The sequence below is a fragment of the Tunturiibacter empetritectus genome, from assembly GCF_013410875.1.
Classification (GTDB): domain Bacteria; phylum Acidobacteriota; class Terriglobia; order Terriglobales; family Acidobacteriaceae; genus Edaphobacter; species Edaphobacter empetritectus.
Genome location: NZ_JACCCU010000002.1, coordinates 934,646 through 956,339 on the forward strand (window position 1 = coordinate 934,646; position 21,694 = coordinate 956,339).

General features: G+C 57.6%; 18 protein-coding genes. 11 read left to right on the top strand and 7 right to left on the bottom strand.

Going from position 1 to position 21,694, the window contains the following annotated elements; translation table 11 throughout:
* Positions 1-17 precede the first annotated feature (17 nt).
* The 3 genes from HDF08_RS16040 (at position 18) to HDF08_RS16050 (ending at position 3,597) form a co-directional block, all read left to right on the top strand.
* Positions 18-1,172, top strand: coding sequence for a histidine kinase (locus HDF08_RS16040; RefSeq protein ID WP_179639603.1), 1,155 nt, complete (start codon positions 18-20; stop codon positions 1,170-1,172).
* Complete coding sequence (locus tag HDF08_RS16045; RefSeq protein WP_179639604.1) at positions 1,169-1,888, top strand: response regulator transcription factor; 720 nt, start codon at positions 1,169-1,171, stop codon at positions 1,886-1,888. Before HDF08_RS16040 ends, HDF08_RS16045 begins: the two co-directional genes overlap by 4 nt.
* A gap of 122 nt (positions 1,889-2,010) precedes the next feature.
* Positions 2,011-3,597 carry a rhamnogalacturonidase gene (locus HDF08_RS16050; RefSeq protein ID WP_257031181.1) on the top strand — a complete coding sequence of 529 codons (1,587 nt, stop codon included), beginning with the start codon at positions 2,011-2,013 and terminating at the stop codon, positions 3,595-3,597.
* Position 3,598: 1 nt separating this feature from the next.
* On the opposite strand, the gene HDF08_RS16055 is transcribed toward HDF08_RS16050, so the two are convergent.
* Positions 3,599-4,564, bottom strand: coding sequence for a diacylglycerol/lipid kinase family protein (locus HDF08_RS16055; protein WP_179639606.1), 966 nt, complete (start codon positions 4,562-4,564; stop codon positions 3,599-3,601).
* A gap of 146 nt (positions 4,565-4,710) precedes the next feature.
* On the opposite strand from HDF08_RS16055, the gene HDF08_RS16060 reads away from it, so the two are divergent.
* Together HDF08_RS16060 and HDF08_RS16065 are read left to right on the top strand one after the other, a co-directional pair.
* Positions 4,711-5,385, top strand: coding sequence for a DUF4339 domain-containing protein (locus tag HDF08_RS16060; protein ID WP_179639607.1), 675 nt, complete (start codon positions 4,711-4,713; stop codon positions 5,383-5,385).
* Entirely contained in the window at positions 5,382-5,795 is a 414-nt protein-coding gene (locus HDF08_RS16065; RefSeq protein WP_179639608.1) for a DUF2752 domain-containing protein, read from the top strand. The genes HDF08_RS16060 and HDF08_RS16065 overlap by 4 nt, the downstream gene beginning before the upstream one ends.
* Positions 5,796-5,861: 66 nt before the next feature.
* On the opposite strand, the gene HDF08_RS16070 is transcribed toward HDF08_RS16065, so the two are convergent.
* Positions 5,862-6,392: a bactofilin family protein gene (locus tag HDF08_RS16070; RefSeq protein WP_179639609.1), complete on the bottom strand. Its 531-nt coding sequence runs from the start codon at positions 6,390-6,392 to the stop codon at positions 5,862-5,864.
* 324 nt (positions 6,393-6,716) lie between these two features.
* Between HDF08_RS16070 and HDF08_RS16075 the strand changes: the two genes are divergently transcribed.
* Entirely contained in the window at positions 6,717-7,448 is a 732-nt protein-coding gene (locus HDF08_RS16075; RefSeq protein ID WP_257031182.1) for a hypothetical protein, read from the top strand.
* 197 nt (positions 7,449-7,645) lie between these two features.
* Positions 7,646-9,307: a SulP family inorganic anion transporter gene (locus tag HDF08_RS16080; protein WP_179639610.1), complete on the top strand. Its 1,662-nt coding sequence runs from the start codon at positions 7,646-7,648 to the stop codon at positions 9,305-9,307.
* On the opposite strand, the gene HDF08_RS16085 is transcribed toward HDF08_RS16080, so the two are convergent.
* Positions 9,297-9,749, bottom strand: coding sequence for a CBS domain-containing protein (locus HDF08_RS16085; protein WP_179639611.1), 453 nt, complete (start codon positions 9,747-9,749; stop codon positions 9,297-9,299). The genes HDF08_RS16080 and HDF08_RS16085 overlap by 11 nt on opposite strands.
* 87 nt (positions 9,750-9,836) lie before the next feature.
* Between HDF08_RS16085 and HDF08_RS16090 the strand changes: the two genes are divergently transcribed.
* On the top strand, positions 9,837-10,526 hold the full coding sequence (locus HDF08_RS16090; protein ID WP_179639612.1) for an FmdE family protein: 690 nt from the start codon (positions 9,837-9,839) through the stop codon (positions 10,524-10,526).
* Between the two features lie 30 nt (positions 10,527-10,556).
* Here HDF08_RS16090 and HDF08_RS16095 read toward each other — a convergent pair whose 3' ends face one another.
* Positions 10,557-10,835: a hypothetical protein gene (locus HDF08_RS16095; protein ID WP_179639613.1), complete on the bottom strand. Its 279-nt coding sequence runs from the start codon at positions 10,833-10,835 to the stop codon at positions 10,557-10,559.
* Positions 10,836-10,964: 129 nt separating this feature from the next.
* Between HDF08_RS16095 and HDF08_RS16100 the strand changes: the two genes are divergently transcribed.
* The 3 genes from HDF08_RS16100 (at position 10,965) to HDF08_RS16110 (ending at position 16,043) form a co-directional block, all read left to right on the top strand.
* Entirely contained in the window at positions 10,965-11,744 is a 780-nt protein-coding gene (locus HDF08_RS16100; protein ID WP_179639614.1) for a CHAD domain-containing protein, read from the top strand.
* A gap of 344 nt (positions 11,745-12,088) precedes the next feature.
* A complete protein-coding gene (locus tag HDF08_RS16105; protein ID WP_179639615.1) occupies positions 12,089-13,249 on the top strand; it encodes a YeiH family protein in 1,161 nt (386 codons plus the stop codon).
* 283 nt (positions 13,250-13,532) lie between these two features.
* Positions 13,533-16,043, top strand: coding sequence for a capsule assembly Wzi family protein (locus HDF08_RS16110; RefSeq protein WP_179639616.1), 2,511 nt, complete (start codon positions 13,533-13,535; stop codon positions 16,041-16,043).
* Between the two features lie 76 nt (positions 16,044-16,119).
* Here the strand turns inward: HDF08_RS16110 and HDF08_RS16115 are convergent, their stop codons facing one another.
* From HDF08_RS16115 to gatA, 3 genes are all read right to left on the bottom strand, one after another.
* Positions 16,120-17,025: a glycosyltransferase family 2 protein gene (locus tag HDF08_RS16115; protein WP_179639617.1), complete on the bottom strand. Its 906-nt coding sequence runs from the start codon at positions 17,023-17,025 to the stop codon at positions 16,120-16,122.
* Positions 17,026-17,238: 213 nt separating this feature from the next.
* A complete protein-coding gene (locus HDF08_RS16120; protein ID WP_179639618.1) occupies positions 17,239-20,073 on the bottom strand; it encodes an SLBB domain-containing protein in 2,835 nt (944 codons plus the stop codon).
* 159 nt (positions 20,074-20,232) lie between these two features.
* Positions 20,233-21,687, bottom strand: a complete 1,455-nt coding sequence (gene gatA / locus HDF08_RS16125) for an Asp-tRNA(Asn)/Glu-tRNA(Gln) amidotransferase subunit GatA (RefSeq protein ID WP_179640008.1) — start codon at positions 21,685-21,687, stop codon at positions 20,233-20,235.
* Between the last annotated feature and the right edge of the window lie 7 nt (positions 21,688-21,694).

Sequence of the window (21,694 nt, forward strand, 5' to 3'; positions counted from 1 at the left end):
TGTCTTATCTTATCCTTATGGGCACTCGTGACAACTCGAATCCGGCGTTAAAGAGTCCGGAGGAATGGCTGGAGAAGGTCGCACCGGAGAAGATGCGGGGGACCTTCAAACTCTTTCTCGGCTATGCGCCGGGCGTGGGCAAGACCTACAGCATGCTGAGTGAGGCGATCCGGCGGCATCAGCGGGGTGAGGATATTGTCATCGGGGTAGTCGAGACGCATGGCAGACCGCGCACGGCGGAGTTGGCTGAGCAGCTGGAGCAGGTTCCACGTCGAAGGATCGAGTACAAGGGCGTGGTCTTTGAAGAGATGGACCTCGACGGCATCCTGACCAGGCGACCGCAGATCGTTCTGATCGACGAACTGGCGCACAGCAATATCGAGGGCAGCAAACATCGCAAACGCTATGAGGATGTGCTGGACGTTCTGGCTGCAAACATTGACGTACTGGCGACGATGAACGTACAGCACATTGAGAGCGTTGCGCCAACAGTGCAGAGCGTCACGGGCGTGATGATTCGCGAGACCGTACCGGATTGGCTGGTGCAGCGCGCGGATGAGATCGTCATGGCCGATCTGACACCTGAGGCTCTTCAGACCAGGATGCGGCGCGGAGATATCTATGGAACGGCTCGCGCGGAGAAGGCCTTGGCAAACTTCTTCCGCCGCGGCAACCTGATCGCGTTGCGCGAGCTCGCACTACAGCATGTGACCAAGGCGGTGGATCGTACGCTGACCGCTTACATGGACGCGAAACGTATCGAGGCACATTGGGCTGTCCGCGAGCGCGTTGCTGTGTGCATCAGCTCCAACAGCTCCTCGCAGATGCTGATCGCGCGGGGGGCGCGGGTAGCAGAGGGTGTTGGCGGCGAGTTGTTCGTTTTGCATGTTGACACCGAGGAAGACCTGGCTGACGACGAGAAGGCTACGCTTGCTGCCAATATGCAGTTCGCACGCAATCTCGACGCGCAGGTGTTCACTGTCAAAGGAAAGAGCATTGCGCACGCTGCTGCCAGTTTTGTCCGCGAGAAGCGCATCACCCACATTGTCTTCGGCCGGACCGCCGTCCACGGCTTTCGCAAATACCTCTATTACTGGGCGATTCAGCATTTTTTGAAAGAGTCGCCGAATGTGGATGTCCATATCGTGACGCAACATCCGGAGCGTGAATGAAACAGAACCTGCAGGACCAGCAACATGCAAAGATTCTCATTGTGGATGACGAAGCACAGATCACCCGCGTCCTTCGCACGGCGCTTTCGACGCAAGGCTATTCGTTGCGCATCGCTGCGAATGGCGTGGAAGGAATGGAGGCTGTGCACGAGTGGAAGCCGGACCTCGTCGTCACCGATGTCTCCATGCCGGAGATGAATGGAATTGAGCTATGCCGCGAGATTCGCGCCGTATCCAAGGTTCCGATCATTGTTCTTTCGGTCCGCAATCAAGAGGCAGTAAAGATTGAAGCGCTCGACGCCGGTGCGGACGACTATGTGACGAAGCCATTCAGCATTCAGGAGCTGCAGGCTCGCGTCCGTGCACAACTCCGCCGCAGTTCGGCCGCCGAGGCCGAGGCTCCGCAGATTATCTCGGCTGGTGATTTTTATATCGATATTCCGCAGCACCGTGTGGTGGTTCGCGGGCAAGACACCCATCTGACGCCGAAGCAGTTCGACCTGCTCGTATGCCTGGCGCAGCATCCTGGGCAGGTGCTTACGCATCGAGCGCTGCTCCACGCAGTGTGGGGAACGAACGCCGACCAGCCGGAGTATCTGCGCGTCAACATCGGTCAGTTGCGGAAGAAGATCGAACTGACAGAAGAGCCTGCGTATATCGTGACGGAGCCCTGGATCGGCTATCGCTTTCGTCCCACCGGTAACGACGACTTCTGATCTTTCCAACTGACCGAAGGTCTCCAGAAGAGCAATCTTTGACTCAGCCATAGGTCTGCTACGATCATTGCCCAATGGACTCATTCAACTCTGTTCGTCGCGATCTACTTCGGCTGGGAGGCATGGGATTGGCAGCAGCCGTAGCCGCTTCTCCTTCCAAAGCCTCTGCCGCAAATCACCAGTCAGTTGGCGGGAGTGTCTTCGATATCCGCTCCTATGGAGCAGCCGGCGACGGCAAGACAGTTGATTCCCCTGCCATCAACAGAGCAATCGAAGCGGCAGCAGCGGCGGGCGGCGGCACAGTTTTTTTCCCGGCCGGAACATGGCTTTGCTTCTCCATTCGATTGAAGAGCTACGTGGAGCTTTACCTGGCCCAGGGTGCGACGATCGTTGCCGCTGACTCTCCGTTGCCTGGTGCATCGACCGGATATAACGGCGGGATCTACGACGCCGCCGAACCCAACGCTGCGTGGGAGGCGTACCAGGACTACGGGCACAATCACTGGCACAACTCGCTGCTTTGGGGCGAGTCGCTCCACGATGTCAGCATTACGGGGCCTGGCCTTATCCATGGCAAGGGCCTTAGCTTCGGAGGCACTCGAGAGGCTCGGGGCAACTATCCGGTATACGTAGCGGAACAGGCTGGGGTTGGCAATAAAGCGATCGCGTTGAAGAACTGCAGGAATGTCATCTTTCGGGATTTCTCCATTCTGAAGGGCGGTCACTTCGGTCTGCTGCTTACGGGGGTCGACAACCTCACGATCGACAATCTTAAGATCGATACCGATCGAGACGGGATGGATCTTGATTGCTGTAAAAACGCTCGCGTCTCCAACTGCACGGTGAACTCGCCCTGGGACGATGGAATATGCCCGAAGAGCAGCTATGCCCTGGGTTACAGCCGGACTACCGAAGACGTCACGATTACAAACTGCTACGTCACAGGCACCTATGAACTGGGAACGGTGCTTGACGGCAGCTTCAAGAAGTTCGGCCCTGGGGTTCGGGTTCCGCGCACTGGTCGAATCAAATGCGGAACGGAGTCCAATGGAGGATTCAAGAACATCACGATCTCCAACTGCGTGTTTGAGGGTTGCGATGGACTGGCGCTTGAGAGTGAAGACGGTGCGCTGTGTGAAGACATCACGATCAGCAACATTACGATGCGCGACATCGTTACGTCGCCCTTGTTCCTGCGCCTGGGCGCCCGGCTTCGCGGCCCTAAAGAGAGCACCCAAGTCGGCAAGATGCAGCGAATCCTGATCAACAACGTGGTGAGCTCAAACGCGAACTCGAGGCTGTGCTCGATTCTCAGCGGCGTTCCCGATCATGCGATTCAGGACATCAAACTTTCAAACATCTATCAAGAGCACACGGGGGGAGCCTCCAGGGATGCCGTTGCCATACGGCCGCCCGAGTACGAAGAGAGATATCCGGACCCGGGCATGTTCGGACCGATGCCTGCGCAGGGGTTTTATCTTCGGCATATACGCAATCTTGAGATGAGCCACGTCGAGATTCGGCCCATCGAGCCCGATCCGCGACCAAGTTTTTTTCTGGAGAGTGTCAACCGTGCGGACTTTATTGCCGTCACAGCTCCCACCGATCATCCGGCTTTCTATCTCGAAAAAGTTACCGATCTGCGCATCCTGCTGAGCAGAGCTGCCAAGGACATCCAGATGGAGAGCGCGGATAAGAAAAATTTATAAGCTATACCGTGCCATGATGCGGAATGTCTTCACGTTTTAGGGGTGGCATAAGCAGCGAGACCGCCTGCGGCAAAAGTCGCGCTGACATTGGCAGATGTCCGATCCATTCACCGTCGAGTTCTGCGTGAATGCGATGATTCTGCTCAAGTGGTGTGCAGCGAAACTCGGAGACACGAACTTGTTCCAGCCATGGATTTTTTGCGTTGAGTGTAAGGTAGCTGAATGCAAACCAAGCCGGTAAGCCGATTCCGGCGGGTGGTTTCACTATCGAGAGAAGAAGCTTGTTGTCGGTCGCGGAGCTTTCCATTGCCAGACGCCTGAATATGCCTCCGAGGTTCGGGACACGGGAGCAGATCACGCCAACTCCGCGCCGTTCCACCCACTCGGAAGATTCGTTGCTGCGATACTCCACACGAAACGCTGGAAACTTACGCGTTAGGAAGAGCCGCAGGGAGTGGCCATAGTAAGCGCTGCGACCCAGCCTCGATCGTTTTCCTGCAAGAAGTCGATAGACGAGCGCACCGTCGGGGCCGGCCCCGGCCATGACGATGAAGAATTTTTTTTGTTCGGATCCGCTGGTGGCGTAGCAAGCCTCGCCGACCGAGATCGCACGAGGCTCACGGTTGAGCTGTTGTTGGAGGGCTCTCACAGGATCGAGCGCCAGCCCCAGATTGCGTGCAAAGACGTTTGCCGTGCCGAGAGGTACGACTCCAAGCGCGGCTGTTGTGCCCACGAGGCCCTGCAGAACCTCGTGCACAGTGCCATCGCCCCCACAGGCGAAGACGGCATCGCTTCCGCTGGTCGCTGCGTCCGCCGCAAGGGACTGTGCCTCCCCAGCGGCGGTGGTCAAAAGTGCATTTGACCGCACACCGGCTCGTTCAAGCACCTGCATCAGGGCCGGGACCAGGGTTTGCAGAGCTTTCCTTCTGCCCGCTGACGCGTTGACGATCAGAGTTGCTCGCTCCACACTGCAAGACTCTCACATCTGTATTCCGGCGGACACAATTTGAGCTATCGAGGCGGCCGCTTCGAAAGTGATTGTGCGAAAGCGCCTCTCCGTGATTTCATCGAGGCTGCAGCTGCGTTGCAGTCCTCGACACTCAGGAGCTTTGCATGACCTATCAGGTTTCGCGCAATGGGCAGATGTATGGACCGTATACCCTCGAAGATCTTCAGCGCTACGTCGCCTCGGGAAACATTCTGCCGACGGACATGGCTAAGAGCGACGCGATGCCGGATTGGGTTCCTGTTGCCCAGCTCGTCGGCGCAGCGGTAGTGCCGACGGCAGCCGCCTACGCTGCTCCGGTTGCGTATCCGCAGGCTGGCGGCGCATATCCAGATCCTCCGAATTTGAACTGGGTGCTCGAGTTGCTGCTGGGATTTCTAACCTGCACCTTCTTCGTAGTGGTGTGGAACCTGGTAATCGCCGCATGGGCAAACAAAGTGCAGCCGGCGAGCAAAGCCCTGATGTTTTACATCATTGCCACGGTGCTGGTCGTGCTCAACCTTGGCGGATCGTGGGGGGTTGTGATCTCGATGAGCCACCATCAGCAGCCGCACCAGAACTTTGTAGGAGGATTCATTGGAATTGCCTCCTGGGTCGCCCGCCTTATCGCTCGCTTTACGCTGCGCGATACGCTGGAACAACACTTCAACAGCGCGGAGCCGGTTGGGCTACGTCTGAACCCCGTCATGACCTTCTTCTTCGGTGGCATCTACTTTCAGTACAAGCTCAACGAGATCAACCAGCTGAAACAGACGCTTCGATACCAGAACCTGCCGCGATGATCTGGCTGATTCGAGGCGACCGTGTCGCAGCAATCGTGCGCGCAGCTGCGCCGCTGGTGATTCTCGGGGCGTTCGCTGAGATTCTGCATCGCTTTCCCCCAGCGCAGAACAACTTCTATCCACGATGTCCTATTTATGAAGCTTTTCATTTAAAGTGTCCGGGGTGCGGAGCTACACGCGCGCTTGCTGCGCTGTTGCGGGGTCGTTTCGGCGAGGCGATGCATTTGAATGCGCTCGTGACGCTCCTGCTCCCTGTCGCCGCAGCTTATGGTTTTTATTGGTACGTACGCTTTGTGCGGCGCGGAGTCTACCGCGGACTGGTCGTTTCGCAGGAGGCTGTTTATGTCGCGCTTGCTGCGGCTTCAATATTTACGGTTCTTCGCAATCTTCCGCTGCAGCTATTCCAATAAAAAGCAAACGATCCCTGGGATTAGCAGGGACCGCTCGACTCAATAAGGAACGATGTCGACGAAGCGTTATGCTTCGACGGCGACAGGCTCGGTAGAAGCCTGGGTAGCGGTGCCACCCTTCAGGTCGGTTCCGCCGGGCTTGCGAATGTCGATGCCGCCTTTAAAGAAGGCGCCATCTTCAATCGAGATACGCGCTGCGATGACGTCGCCGGTGAGCGAGCCTTCGCTGCGAATATCAACGCGGTCGCTGGCCTGGCAGTTGCCGCGAACCTTACCCAGCACAACGATCTCGCGCGCCACGATGTTCGCCGCGACCTGGCCGTTGCGGCCTACGGTGACGCGGTTGCCGGGGAGGTTGATTGCGCCTTCGACTTTGCCGTCGATGTAAAGAGACTCAGAACCTGTCAGCTCTCCCTTGACGATGAGAGACTTGCCGATGGTGGCCTGTTCGCCGGTTGGTACAGCAGCTGCCGCATTGCCAGCGCCGACGGTCGCGGGACGGGTTGGGCTCGCCTCGAAGTTCGTCGCTGGAGTCGACGGACGCACCGGTTCAGGAGTCGAGGGAGTGTTGCTTCCAGTCTGATTCGGTTTCCACATGTTCGTTTGTATCCTTTCGTACTGCTTCAAATGATCCGCCGCGGTCTGTCGCACGCGCTACCACGACGGCAGCACGCATACTTTCCACGATACTACTCTGCAAAGGCCCGTGGATTGCCCCGTATTCACAATCTATTCCACAACGTCTGTACCTTTTCCGTTACCTATGGAGTTCTTTCCGGCCTCCCTGAAGTTTCTTCTGCCTTTTCTCCCTTTTATTCCACCTCGAAAGTGGTATGCGGCCTAAGGCCCCTACCGCATAGAAAAGACTGTGTGTCAGGTAGCATGGCAACAACGGAAATTCCACTGTGAGAGCCCTATCCCTTGAGTTCGACTCCCCGCGCGACCCCCGCCAGACCGCAGTTTTCTCATCTCCTGCCAGCAATGTTTTTTTTAGCTTTGTCGTCAAATTACTTGGGACATCCGCTGCTGGCGGCCGGTCCTAAGATTCATACGGTCACGCTGGGGGCGTATCGCAAGGTTCCCTACACGCAGCCCGACGCCACCCCCGACACGAAAGTGGACGAGACGAGCAACTTGAAGGTGCGCCCGCTGTTTGTGGATGACCGCCAGAAGGAGTGGACGACTGGCGAGATTCACGATGTGACGGACCGTACCTTCACTGTCCGCCGCGCGCTTCGGCTCAACGACGCTCTACCGAATGACGCTGCGGCGCATTGGATCTGGCAGCCTGGACCGTGGCTTTCGGTTGATCGCGTCACCGGCCACATCACGGTGCTGCACCTGCCCGACTTCGACTTCTCTGTCTCCGATGTGGTTTGGTTTCGCGACTATGCGGCGTACTGCGGCATCGCCACGACGGCCAAGGGAGGACTCTACGCGATTGTGGCCGAACTGGGGGCGCGTCGTCCTGTGGTTCAGAAGCAGATTGGAAAGTGGCCCGAGGCTGATCACTTCATTCCGGTCTGCCAGCCTGCGCAGTGGCAACGGCTGCCCATGCGGGTGACCTTGAAGCCGACTGGCGGCGAGGCCACCACTTACGATGTGGTCGGCACTGTCTCTCTCCTGGAAGAGGGCGATAACTCGGATGAATAGTCCGAATATGGTTCGGGTTGCCGGGGTTGAGGATTTGCGACACGACCTGCATCAAATCGGCGGTATTTGGTTTAGGATCAACGTTTAGTTACAAAACAGCCGCTGCGAAGGCTGGGGACTTTGCGCCGTCTCCCAGGCAGGAGTTTCTAATTTTGTTGAACCTGTTTCAGGGCATCAGACCGTTGAAGCGAAACGGCATGGTACGAGACGCTGTTGCCGGGGTCGCGTTTGCCGCGATGAACATTCCCCAGGCGCTGGGGTATACCCGGATCGCCGGAATGCCTGTCGTAACCGGCCTCTATTCCCTTCTTTTGCCGCTACTTGCCTTTGCGACCTTTGGCTCGTCGCGGTTTCTGGTCGTCGCCGCCGATTCGGCCACCGCAGCCATCCTTCATAGCGGCCTGGCAGGCATGGCGCCAACTGCGAGCACCCGGTATGTCGCACTGGCGAGCCTGGTGGCGCTGCTCACCGCCGTCTTCCTACTGGTGGGGCGGTTGTGCGGGCTGGGATTCGTCGCCGACTTCCTCTCGCAGACGGTGCTCGTCGGCTTCCTGACGGGCATCGGACTTCAGGTCGGCATCGCGGTTTTGGGCCAGATGCTTGGCGTTCAGGTCACCTCGCGTCGATCAATTCTGCAGCTTGTTGAAATAGGCCGCAGCCTCCCGAAGGTGCATCTGCAAACGCTGGCGGTGACCCTTGCCGTTCTTGCGTTCGTCTTTGCTCTTCGCTGGTCTGCTCCGAAGGTGCCGGGGCCAATGCTGGCCGTCATTCTAGCCACGGCGGCCAGCGCGTTATGGAACTTTGCCGGACATGGCATCGCCATCATCGGCGCGGTGGCTGGCGGCCTGCCTCACCTTGCGATGCCGGACGTCAGATGGAGCGACATCCGGCCGCTGGTCTCGGTCGCCGGCTCATGCGCTGTCATGATCCTTACCCAGAGCGCTGCCACCTCTCGTATCTACGCAGCGCGTTACCATCAACGGCTGGATGAGAATCAGGACCTGATCGGCCTGTCCGCGGCCAATGCAGCCGCTGCCTTTAGCGGGACGTTCGTCGTCAACGGCAGCCCTACGCAGACGGCCATGGTGGAAAGTGTTGGCAGCCGGAGCCAGGTCGCCCAGGTCACCACGGCGATCGTCGTCGGGCTGGTCCTGCTGTTTCTGACCAAGCCGCTTCAGTACCTGCCCCAGTGCGTCCTTGGCACACTGGTCTTCCTGGTCGCGATCCGGCTGATCAAGCTGCGCAGCCTGAAGGATATTCTCCACGAAAGCCCTGCCGAGTTCGCGCTTGCCGTGACAACTACGCTCGTCGTGATTACTGCGGGCGTCGAGGTGGGTATCGTTCTGGCGATGGTCCTGTCTCTGCTGCGCATCGTGCATCACAGCTATCATCCCCGCACGGGCGTCATGATTCCGGATGAGGCCAATGTGTGGAAGCTGATTCCTCCAACTCCGGGTGCAGTGACCGAACCCGGGCTGGTGATGTACCGCTTCGGCGCCGCACTGTTCTACGCCAACGCGAGCCGGTTCTCCGACGAGGTTCTTGGCTTGGTAGGCCCATCGCCGACCACCGTCCGCTGGTTCATCGTTGATGCCGAGGCGATCACCAACCTGGACTACAGCGCTGCCCGTGTGGTTGAGGAGTTGAAAAAAAATCTTACAGATGCCGGTGTTCAACTGGGGTTCGCTCGAGTGCCCTGGAATACGAGGGCAGACTTCGACCGCCATCACCTCACCGAGACTATCGGCAGCGCATGGATCTTCAATCGGCTTCACGATGCGCTCGACGCTTACGAGTCATTTGCGGCAAAGAAATCGGCGGTATCCATCGCGGCAGCGCAACCATCTGCTACGTCGTAGCCGCACCAGAGATATAGGCTTCGAGATGCCGGATCGTCATCTCCTGCTCGCTGATGACCGAGTTCACCAGATCGCCGATCGAGACCACACCGACAACTGCATTAGCCTCCACCACCGGCAGGTGACGGATGCGATTCTTCGTAATGATGCGCATGCACTCGCCCACAGTATGCTTTGGCGAAACGGAGATCACCGGGCTGCTCATGATCTCGGCAACCTGCGTCTCTTTTGACGAGCGCCCTTGCAAGATGACTTTTCGTGCGTAGTCGCGTTCGGAGATGATGCCCATCAGGGTTTGATGCTCCATCACTAACAACGCGCCTACCTTTCGCTCGGCCATCATCTCGACTGCCTGATAGACGGAGGCGTCGGGCGCGATCGCCGCAATTGGCCCAGACTTCTGCTTCAGCACCATACCGATTGTCGTTGCAAATTCTGCCATAGAGCACCTCGGGCCTCGAATAGTACCCCCGCTGAGCAACCTCGCGCAAACACTTAAAAACGCCGCATCCAGCAGTATCATCTGGTTATGCAGCCTTTTGACGCCCTTCTCCGCGAAGCTGAGGTCGCCCACGGCCACCTTTGCGCTGGCCAGATTCTCGGCGTCCGCATGGCCATGCTGGGTTGCGAACGGCTTGGCGTCGAAGATCCCAAGGGTGCCGACCGCAAGCGCCTGGTCACCTTCATCGAGATCGACCGCTGCGCCACGGACGCGATTGCCGTCGTCACAGGCTGCCGCCTGGGCAAGCGCGCCATCAAGTTTCGCGACTGGGGGAAGATGGCAGCTACCTTTGTCGACCTGACGTCACCCCTGACACCGCAGGGCGATACTCCTATTTTCAAAGCTCTGCGGATCGCCGCGCTCGAATCTTCCAAGCAACGCGCCCGCGAACTCTACCCGCACATTGAGAACAAGAACGAGCAGCAGATGCTTGCTTATCGCGAGCTGCCTGACGAGGACCTCTTCCACGAAGAGTGGGTTGCCGTACCGATCCACCCGCGTGAGATGCCTGGCTACAAGTCGGCGCGGATCACCTGCGCGCAGTGCGGCGAGGGCATCAACTACGATCGCGAGCGCTTTGGCGACGGACGAACACTTTGCCAAGGGTGCGCCTTTCCGGAGGCCCGCTACTATCGGTCGCTTACGGAAGCGGAGATCTCTAACAACAGCAAGGCCGGCGCGGAAACCTCTCCGCCACCGGCCTGCGAACATTGTTAGGCGCTGCAAGACTGCAGCCTTTCGCGTGGACTACCAGCGTCCGCGATGATCGTAGTGGTAGCGTTCAAAATCATGCGCTCGCACCCACTCGTCATGCCGACGTTCCTGTTCGAAGCGTTGACGAGCATAGTAGTCCGGCCCATAGCAGCGGTAAGCGGGGTAGCCGTAGTAAGCCGGATAGCCGACCCGGACCCCCACTGCGAACTGCTGTGCGTCAGCCTTCGCCGGTGCTGCCAACACAAACGCACCTGCCAGTAAGCCAACCGCTACACCCTTTGCAACCATCGCTTTTACGTTTGTGATCTTCATAACAACCCTCCTGCCTACAACTGATGAAACCCGCCCTACGCGCACCGGTTGCGCGCAACTATCGTGACGATCCTGTGTCCTGAAGCCCTAATCTGTGTAAGCTGCATCTGTAACAAAAGCAGGTGTTCTATGCCGCAGCCGGTTATCACCTTTCTTCGCTACTCTCTGATCCTGAAAGCCGCAATGGCCGACTGCCTTGAGGATCCTAAGCCGGAGGTCGTCCATCGACTTCGCTCCAGCAATCGCCGCCTGGAAGCTATGCTCGAACTGCTGACTCCCTCCGTCGATCTTCCCGCTCTGCCGAAGAGGTCCCGCGCCTTCAAACGTTCCGTCCAAAAGACTCGACGCATCGCCGGCGACGTCCGCGACCTGGACGTTCAACGTGAACTTCTCCGCGCTTATCAAACCTCAGACGGCGCAACCAAATTGGAGAAGGAGGTGGAAGCATCGAGAAAAAAGAAGGTGAAGAAACTGCAACAGCAGATCAGCGCCGACGAAGATAAGATCCGCCACGCGCTCGACAGACTCGAGATGATCTTTGCGGGAATCGCCGATTTTAACCTTAGCGGTGGAAGGCTGTTCCATGTCGCACGAAGTTGGCTGACGCCGGCGGTGCAGGGGCTCGATCCTCACGAGGACGATGACCTTCACTCGATCCGGAAGGCCTGCAAGACCGCACGCTACATCGCAGAGATTGGCGGCGAAGAGTCCAGGACTGCAATGAAGTTTGCCAAGCGCATGGAGAACATCCAGCAGACAACCGGCGCGTGGCACGACTATCTTCTTCTGCTGGATCAGGCTCAGACCCGGCTGCCGGACGGAAGTCCAGTCATCAAGAAGCTTTACGCGAAGGCCGCACTGCTGCGGCGCCAGGCTGAGGCGAAGGCAGCGCATCTCTTGAGAGCCTGAGCAGCCTCCGTGGTGTAGACTCAAAGCTGACATGATGGTCTTCCGCCAATCCGCCGCGTTGTACCTCATGCCGACTCGTTGTTGTTGTAGCTAGTCCTTCCTTCGTAGTACCCCTCTTCTAAATTCAGCGTTATAGCCCACACGTCGCTTCGTGGGCACCACTTCTTTCTCCAAGGAGACTTCTCCATGTCCACCCCTCGCACCCGTCTCTCTTTTTCCACCGACACCTGGGCAATCGTATTGTCCCTTGCTCTGGCGATCATCGTCCGCGCCGGTCTGCTCAAAACCGTCGCCTGGTAAACATCGAGGTCCTCGCCTCAACAAAACAACATGAAGGAGAGTCTATGGCCGCCTCAGTCGATCTACCCGATCTTCGCAGCGAGTATCCCCCACACGCCCCGGGCCGCGTCCCAGCCGAGCGCTCCTCCCTCCTTGGCCTGCTCCCAGGCATCGCACTTCTGGCCGTCGTCGGCTATGCCGGCAAGTTCGTCGAGCACTTCATCAACACCTACGGGAAAGCTCACCACTACGTCCTGCCCAACATCGAATACGTGCTCTGGGCCATTCTTTTTGGGATCCTCATCGCCAACACCGTCGGTTTGCCGCGGATCTTTCGTGCGGGCGTCGCTACCTACGAGTTCTGGCTGAAGGCAGGCATCATCCTGCTCGGCGCACGCTTTATTCTCGGCGATATTCTAAAACTCGGCGGCATCTCGCTGGCCCTGGTCTTCGTCGCCTTCGCATTCTCGCTGACCTTCATGACGTGGCTGGGCCGCACTTTCAAACTAGGTCCCCAACTCACTACGCTGCTGGCCGTTGGGTCCAGCGTCTGCGGCGTCTCCGCCATCATTGCAACCCAGGGCGCAATTGACGCCGACGAAGAGGACTCTTCGACTGCTATTGCCGCCATTCTGGCTCTCGGCGCAATCTCGCTGTTCACCTTTCCGCTGATCGGCCATGCGTTGCACATGAGTGATCGCGCTTACGGTCTTTGGGCCGGTCTCGCGGTCGACAATACCGCCGAAGCCACCGCCGCTGGAGCCCTCTACTCCGATGCCGCCGGCAAGTTTGCCGTGCTCGCCAAGACCTGCCGCAACGCCCTCATCGGCTTCGTCGTGCTGGCCTACGCGATCCAGTGGGCACGGAAGGGCCTCGCCAGCCGCGGCGCCACGGAACAACTCGAGAACAAAGCCGCATTCCTCTGGAAGAAGTTTCCCAAGTTCGTCCTCGGCTTCCTCTTTATCTCTCTGCTGGCCACCCTGGGCTCTTCGACCAACCCCAATGTAGCCGCGCTGGGCTTTTCGAAACCTCAGCTCGCAGCGTTAGGGAACCTCAGCCGCTGGGCCTTTCTGCTCACCTTTGCCGGAGTTGGGCTGCGCACAAACCTGAAGGACCTGTTCAAACAAGGAGCGAGGCCGTTCATTGTGGGAGCAGTCGGCGAGGTCGCTATTGCCGCCATTACTCTGCTGCTTGTCCTCGGTGCCAACCACTTCTTCCATCTTTAAAATCACCACCTTGTGGACGCTCCCGTTTCGCCGATTTTGGTCAAGCGAAGCGGGAGTTCCGAGTGGGAAAGTTGTCACGCTTTCGTCACGGTGTCCTCATGGCGTGCCCAGCTATGGTAGCCTCCTGCAAGGGGTTGCATTATCCGAGTAAGCTCACCCCGACCCGTTGCCGATGCTTGTAGCTCACCCAAAACCTGGTCGATACTTCCGCCTCACAGCATTCCTTCTGCTTTCGATTGGGCGACTGTGCTTCGCTCAAAACGTAGCTCCTCGGCAAGCGTCGATGAATGTTTCAGCGGAGACATCGAGCTCTCTGCCTGATGCGCCGGAGCCTCAAGTCGCCACCGACCCGGCCTCGTCTTCTGCAACAGCGGCAGAAAAGGTCGAACCCCCCGTAACCTTCGCTGGCACCCCGCGTCGTCTCCTGGCCGATCAAAAGGCCATCTGGACGAGCCCTCTGCATCTTCGGCCCAGCGACGCAATCTGGCTGGCTCCCCTTGGCGCGACGACAGGTTTGTTGATCGGCAGCGACCAGCACACCATGAACTCGTTGATCCAAATCAACGCAAACGACCGAAGCAAATTCAACACCTTCTCGAACGCTGGCGTAGTGGCGCTTGGGGCGGCGCCGGCAGCCATGTACCTCTGGAGTCTCTTCAACGACGCGCCCCAGGCCCACGAGACCGGCCTGCTGACAGCAGAAGCGCTGGCGGACAGCCTGGCGGTGAGCGAAGTAGGCAAATTCATCTCCCTGCGTGACCGTCCCCTTGTAAACAATGCCAAGGGAGACTTCTTCAACTCCAGTCCATCTGCGTCAGGCTTCCCTTCGAATCACGCGACTGCTGCATGGGCGATGGCTTCGGTAATTGGAGATGAGTACCCTGGCTGGATTACCCGCACAGCGGTTTATGGACTGGCAACCGGCGTAAGCGTCAGCCGCGTGCTCGCCGAACAGCACTTTCCCTCGGACGTTCTGATTGGAAGCGCAACCGGATGGCTGATCGGTCACTACGTCTATCGCGCGCACCACAACTTCAGCCTGAACCCATTCGATTCCAAGGCGATGCCGGATGACTTTGGGGTGCCGCGAACCCACAAGACGCAGCAAGCGCAGGGAAGCTCTCAGCCAGTGCCTGTCGCTCATCATCCACCGCGGCTCTTCTCTGAAGATGACGATCCAGATTCGATCGGATCGACCAACGTCCCCATGGACAGTTGGGTCTATCCGGCACTGGAACGGCTTGCCGCCATGGGCTTCATCCCCGGTCAGAGTGTCTCAATCCGCCCGTGGACCCGGCAGGAGTGCCTACGCCAGCTCAGAGTGGCGGAGGACCAGATCGATATGGAGCAATACAACAGTCCCAGGCTTGTCTCTGAGGCTCGCCGTCTCATGGCCGATCTCCACAATGAGTTCGAGATCGAACCTAACTACTACGAGTCGTTGAGTCTCGAGTCAGTTTACGCACGATACGGCACAATCGCAGGCCCTGCGCTGGCAGACAGCTTCCACTTTGGACAGACCTGGTGGAACGACTTCGGCCGCCCCCTTGGCCGCGGCGGCAGCGCAATCGCCGGCTATTCGATACGCGCCAACTACGGAAGGCTCTTCTTTTATGATCGCCAGGAGCTGCAGCAAAGCCCTGGGAATCCGGCTGAATCGCTGGCAATTAATCAGCTGATCAACGTGTTGGATCGATTACCGAACTTCGGCGACCCAACCATACAGCCTATCCCTGAAAGATCAGCCTACACTCGCCAACGGCCGATCGAGCTATATGCAGGCGTTGCCTTCGAGGGCAATGCGCTTTCTTTGGGCAAACAGGAGATCTACTGGGGACCGACTACGATGGGTCCGCTCGCCTTCTCCAGTAACGCAGAGCCAACGTACAACTTGCGCCTCGTATCCACGCGCCCTCACCCGATACCGTTCCTGCCATCGCTGGGCACCTATCGCTTTGATATCGTGCTCGGAAAGCTCTCCGGACATAGCTATCCGGCACGTCCCTGGTTCAATGGGCAAAAGCTTGACTTTAATTTTGGCGATAACCTCGAGATGAGCTTCACCCGCTGGTCCATCTTCTGGGGCGTCGGACACCCCATCACACTCCACACCTTCAAGAACAATGTATTCAGCTTCAACTCAACCGGGGATATATCCACTGGAAACGGCGGGAGCGGCGGCTACGGAGATCGAGCCGATCCTGGCGACCGCAAGAGTAACTTCGACTTCAGTTATCGGCTGCCATTTTTGCGCCGGGCCGTCACCCTCTACGCGGATGCATACTCCGACGACGACCCCAGTCCAATCGATGCACCTCGCAGGGCTGCCTGGAGCCCAGGCATATACTTTGCGCGATTGCCCTTTCTGCCGCATATGGATTTACGCGTCGAGGCCGTTAGTTCGCAGGGGCTTGTGAATGACTTCGGCGGCCAGCACTTCTTCATCAATAACCAGTACCTGGACGGAAATACTAATAAGGGATTTCTGCTGGGCAACGCTGTGGGCCGCGATGGCCGAGCTATCGAAGGCCGCACCGGCTACTGGTTTTCAGCGCGGACTAAAGTCGAACTAGGCTACCGGCAGAACAAGGGGGGCATCCAATTTCTTCCCGGTGGCAGTACGATAACGGATGGCTTCCTCAACGGATCCTATGCCTTCAATCAACACTGGCAGGCGCAAGTCTTCACGCAGTACGAGCGATTCCTGATTCCCTCCTACATGAGCGGCTCGCGGCACAATGTGAGCGGCTGGCTTCAGGTTACGTGGACGCCCGAGTTACATCTGCATCGCTAAGAGACGCTTCGATAGGCACGCAGGTATCTCCCGACAGCAATTCATGGGAGCGGCTGCCGTTAGTCATACACTGTTGCTAGTTCCAGAAAAGACGATTCATGCTCAATCGACGCTTCAAACCGACGCTGAACAGACTCTCAACTCGACCGAGCCGGTAGCCTAGCAGTTTAGCCGCTGTATGAGCCAAGGCAGAAGGAATAAGCCACCAATAGCGAGGCCAGAGAGACCGCAACTCCGATCGAACAAAGCGGCCGCCTTCCCCTCCAGCGCCACCGAACTCACTCAGCATCCAGCTCTCCTGGTGGTGCAGCACGCCAATATCGAAGTATCGCCGGAACTCCTGCATCCAGGTATAGCTATGGGAGTGATAGACCTTCGCCTGAGCCACGTAGGCGAGCTTCCATCCCGCGAGCAGTAGCCTGGCGGCGGTGACTGTATCTTCTCCAAAAATAACGCCGCGCGGAAATCCGCCGACGGCCATCAGCGCCTCGCGCCGGTAAGCGGCAAAGGAGTTTGAGATAAAGATAGCCTTGAACCCAAGCTGCTCCCGGCTCGACAACGTGCGCACGCCAGACTCAGCAGGATAGTTGTAGAAGCGCGCATGAGCTTCAATCGGAGTTGCACCACGACGCGGAAGCTGACGTCCAAAGGCAGCTGCAACGCCAGAATCGGTAAAGGCCTCGAGCAGGCAACGAATGGCATCGGATTGCGCCAGCTCAACATCCTGCGTAAGGAAGACGAGAATCTCAGCATCAGGTAACAGTTCAGCGGCCAGTTGCCTTGTTCCGCCGTGATTAAACTCGGATCTTGCGATCACATGGACTCGAAAGCCCGCGGCATTCGCTAGATTCACTGTTTCATCTGTAGAAGAAGAGTCGAGAATCAACACCCGGTCCGCCGCAATTGATTCCAACAGCAGCGACGTAAGCCGCGACCATCCCTCGGCGGCATTCAAAGTGGGTACAACTACAAAAAAATTCACCTGTCAGAGGTTATCACTGTTGAAACGGCGGTTTATAGAGATAAGCTGAGTCGTCGAGGGGAGTGTGGCGGCGTACATTCTGTCACTCTCTGGTTACATTCTCGCTCAAGAATCGCGGTGGCAGAACCGATCACTCCGATGCCGGCATCGATTCAGTTGGAGGGACTGCAATTCCATTTTCAGCATTCCAACCCACGGCTAAATGTCGTCTCTCTAGAAGACAACGTTAGCCGCGGCTATGGCAAGTCCAAACTGACCGACGATCTGCGCAATATCGACGATTAGCCGTATCGTATTGCCCTTGGTCAGATTCAATGGGACCACTACCGTGTCGCCAGGATACAAGTGGAGCGAGTCAAAGCTGTTTCCTCGTAACGAAGAACTATATTGCTTGCTGATCACAGATCCACTCGCTCTAATGACGTAAGCCCGGCTCTTATCAGCATCTCTATTGGAGCCACCGGCTAGTCTTATGTAGCCGCCAAGCCTGCGTTGTGACTCGAAAACAAAAGAGTTCTGGTTATAGACTGCCCCATCGACGCTTACGGTAGAGGGAACACGCGGAACGATGAAACGGTCTCCATCTTCGAGTGGGAGATCAGGGATCTGGCTCAAGTCGCGGCTGTCAGGCTTCAAATCCAACACGATGCGTCCGGTCGCCCTCGCTTGCCGCAAGCTGGCGATGATGTTCTGATTCTGGGCCTGAGTTGCAGCTGCGGCTGCGGTGTCCGAAGCGCTTATAGCTCGGCCCGCATTATTTGTTGCGTTTGTACTCACCTGCAGCGCAATCTCGTCGACGTATTGATTCAGGCGCTGTTGTTGCACCCGACGTGTAGATTCGCGAGTGAACTCCGAGCCATAGAGATATGCTTCCGAGGTAAACCCGCCGGCACGCTCTACCAACTGTCGCAAGGTCTCGCCTGGCAGAACGCTGTAGACACCAGAGGAGGCAAACTCTCCCTCCAGCCGCACGAATCGGGTCTGTTGCGCCTGGGGCACCCGAATGTCAGCCTTCGAGAATATGGTAAGAACATCGCCGGGAAGCAGCTCGATATTCTGAGCAGCGTCTTCTTCTAATATCGCTTTGCCGAGATTGAATGGGACGAGAGAGGTTGTCAGGTTCGCTTTGCTCTGACGCTCGATGACCGCGTAGCTCCAGTCGATATCGGGCTCGCTCAACTTGACATTATTCCGCGGCTTAAACTCTCCAGACGATGCACTTGCCACAGTTGAACCCAGACTCGCGCTGGCTGCACTGACGCGATTTGTAGGTGCCGTGTTGAACTGGGAGCCATTTTGCGGCAACCCGGATAGGTTGGAGTTGCTACCGCTGTAGGCGTTTTGATTGTTGTTCGCCGAATTCGTCCCACTTATTCCGTTGGCTGCATTTGCCGCTGCGGAAGGAGAATATCGATCATTGCTTCCGCTCAACGAGGTCTGAGAAGCGGGAATTTTGATGCAGTCGAGTCCGCCATCGGTGGGGGGATCGGTATCGTTGTCGTTTCCCATATCGCTATCCGTCGTTCGATAGCTACTTCCTTCTTCGCTTCCGAAGGCCAGCCCAATTAAATTGGGATTCCTGGTAGAGGAGTATCTCCAGTTGGGGTTAGATCCTTCCTCTCCAACAGGAATCCCGTACCGCAGATTTGGAATGCCGTAGGGGGTCAAGGGAAGGCAGGTGGGAATGTAGGTCAGAGTGGGCTGACCGAGTTGGCTTCGCTTCAACCAATAGTCGCGGGTGATCAATGCATCTTTATCGGGCAGCAGATCGCGAATGCGCATTCCCGGCTTCCAAGTGTACCGTCCCGGATTAGCCACATTTCCGCGCAGCGTGACCGCATCCTTGTACTGGCTGACCACCGCGTCCAGCTCCAACACGTCGCCATTCTGCATCACAGTCGCTCTTCCCTGCGCGTCAAGGGATATCTCAAGCATGCTACGCCTGCGGCGCTCGTCCACTCTCTCTAACCGGACCCTCTGTCCCGAAGCAACGTTCGTCAAACCTGCCGCCAACTCGAGAACATCCCCGACGGTTGTATCGCTCGGTGACTTGAGCTCGTAGATCGCTGGATGATTGACACTTCCAGTGACAGCCACCTGCGGACCGACCGGCGGAATGTAGATAACGTCCCCGGGCAGGAGTTTTTCATCCTTCGATTTGTCGCCACGCTGCAGCAGGTCATACAAATCGAAATCAACGACTACTTTATCGCCGCGTTTCAACTGAATGTGTCGCAGGCTTCCCTGCGGAGTTGGTCCCCCCGTGGCGAAGAGAGCGTTGGTCAGTGTGCTCAACGAGCTGATCGTATAGCTTCCTGGCCTGCGCGCTTGTCCTACCACAAATACCTGAATGGACCTCAACTGGCCCAGATTCACATTGAGATCAAAGTTTCGGAAGACCCTGCTAATCTGGCTCTTCAAAAAGTCATGCATCTGCTCAAACTTCACCCCAGCAACGTGAACCGAGCCTACCTGGGGCACGAAGATGCTTCCAGATCGATCTACCAGAAAGCGGCCGTTCAAGGTAACCTGGCCCCACATCTGGATCAGCAACTGGTCGCCCGGCCCTACGACGTAATCTGGCGTCACCGGTATCTGGTTGACCGGCGCGAAAGTAGACGGCAAGTTGCGAAATAGATTCACGCCGTAGATCGGCAGCATCTTCCCAATCGAATTAGCGACCAGAAGTTGAAACTCAGTGGGCGAGTCCAGCGGAAGAGGAGTCTGAAGATTCTGATTTTGCTGTTGGGTCCGAGTATTATTTTGCGAGTTGGTTTGGGTGTCCTGCTGCCCGGGCACAATAATCTGCGGAGTCAAGGTCTGTTGCTGCTGCTGATTGACCGATGGGTTGCGGAGCTGAAGGTTGCTTTGATCGTCAGAAGACTGACACGTCGGATCATTCGGGTCGCAGGACTGCTGCTGTGAAGTTTGCCCACTGAGCGCCTGACCGAATTGTTCGAACTGAGCAGAGGATGTTAGCGTTCCGAACACGCTGACTAGAAGCACATATCCAAACCTGCGTACTCTGGGGGAACTACCAAACTGCATCTGCTCTAATCCTCGCAACCTTCTTTTAGCCTAGTATCGTTCATCATACAATCAGCAGCCGAACTCGCTGAAATGGCGGCCGGACACCTGATCTCCGGATCTCTCAGGTGCCCGATCCCATCAAAATGGCGGAGCGTCCTCCTGTAAGGAAAGCCAGCCTCAGGCACCAGACTCCTGGCGAGCTTGTTGCGTCTCCACGGCCTGCGCCACTCGAAGCATCGTCGATTCATCAAAGTGATTGCCCAGGACTTGAACTCCGATCGGCAATCCTTCCTTCGTCTGCCCGCAGGGCACGGACACACCGCAGATACCCGCCAGACTCGCAGCCACCGAGTAAATGTCCTCCAGATACATCTGGACAGGGTCGTCTGTCTTTTCGCCCAGCTTGAATGCCGGGGTCGGAGTCACGGGAGCCACCAGCACATCCACATCGGCAAATGCCGTCAGAAAGTCGCGGGTCAACAGAGTTCGAACCTGCTGCGCCTTGCGGTAATACGCGTCATAGTAGCCCGCACTGAGGGCATAAGTGCCCAGCAGGATTCGCCGCTTCACTTCGGCGCCAAAGCCTGCATCTCGAGTCTTGCGAAACATCGCGGACAACGTGGTCGCCTCTTCCGCCCTTAACCCGAACCTGACCCCATCGAACCGGGAGAGATTGGAGGATGCCTCTGCCGTCGCAATCACGTAATAGGTTGGAATCGCGTATTTGGTGTGCGGTAAACTGACCGGCTTCACCACGCATCCCACCAGCTTCAGACCAGCAATTACACCATCGATTGCGCTGCGAATCTCCGGATCTAATCCTTCGCCGAAGTACTCCTCCGGCACGCCGATCCGCAACCCCTCCACAGGTTTTCCCAGTCCGGCAACATAGTCATCCACCGGCCTGGTCGATGAGGTTGCATCCATAACATCTTTTCCTGCAATCACCTGCAGTACAGTTGCCGCGTCCTTGACAGTCGTGGTGAATGGCCCGACGCGATCCAGCGAGGAGGCGAATGCAATCAATCCATAGCGGCTGACCCTGCCATAGGTAGGCAAGACCCCCACCACGCCGCAAAAGGCCGCTGGCTGGCGAATCGACCCGCCAGTATCGGATCCAAGGGTTGCTACTGCAAAATTTGCCGCCACGGCAGCCGCCGATCCGCCGCTCGATCCGCCGGGGACACGATCTAACGCTTTTGGATTCAATACCGGCCCATAGGCAGAGTTCTCATTCGACGAACCCATGGCAAACTCGTCGCAGTTCAACTTTCCCAGCAGCACCGCCCCAGCCTCTTCCAGCTTAGCGACCGCAGTCGCATCATACGGCGGCCGATACCCCTTCAAAATAAGAGACCCTGCAGTGGCCGGGGCTCCCTTCATGACAAGAACATCTTTGATGCCCACTGGAACCCCTGCCAGCGGCGGCAGCGGGTTCCCCCTGGAGGCCATCTCATCGATCCTCTCAGCCTGGGCCATCGCCCGCTCACGGCTGAACGCCAGAAAGCTGTTAATCTTGCCGTCCTGGGAGGCGATGCGGTCATAGTGCTGCTCCGCAAGCGCTGTTGCCGTAGTTTCACCCGAAGCTACCGCCTTATGCGCGGCATCGATCGTTAGATTTTCCAGGTTCACTACCTTT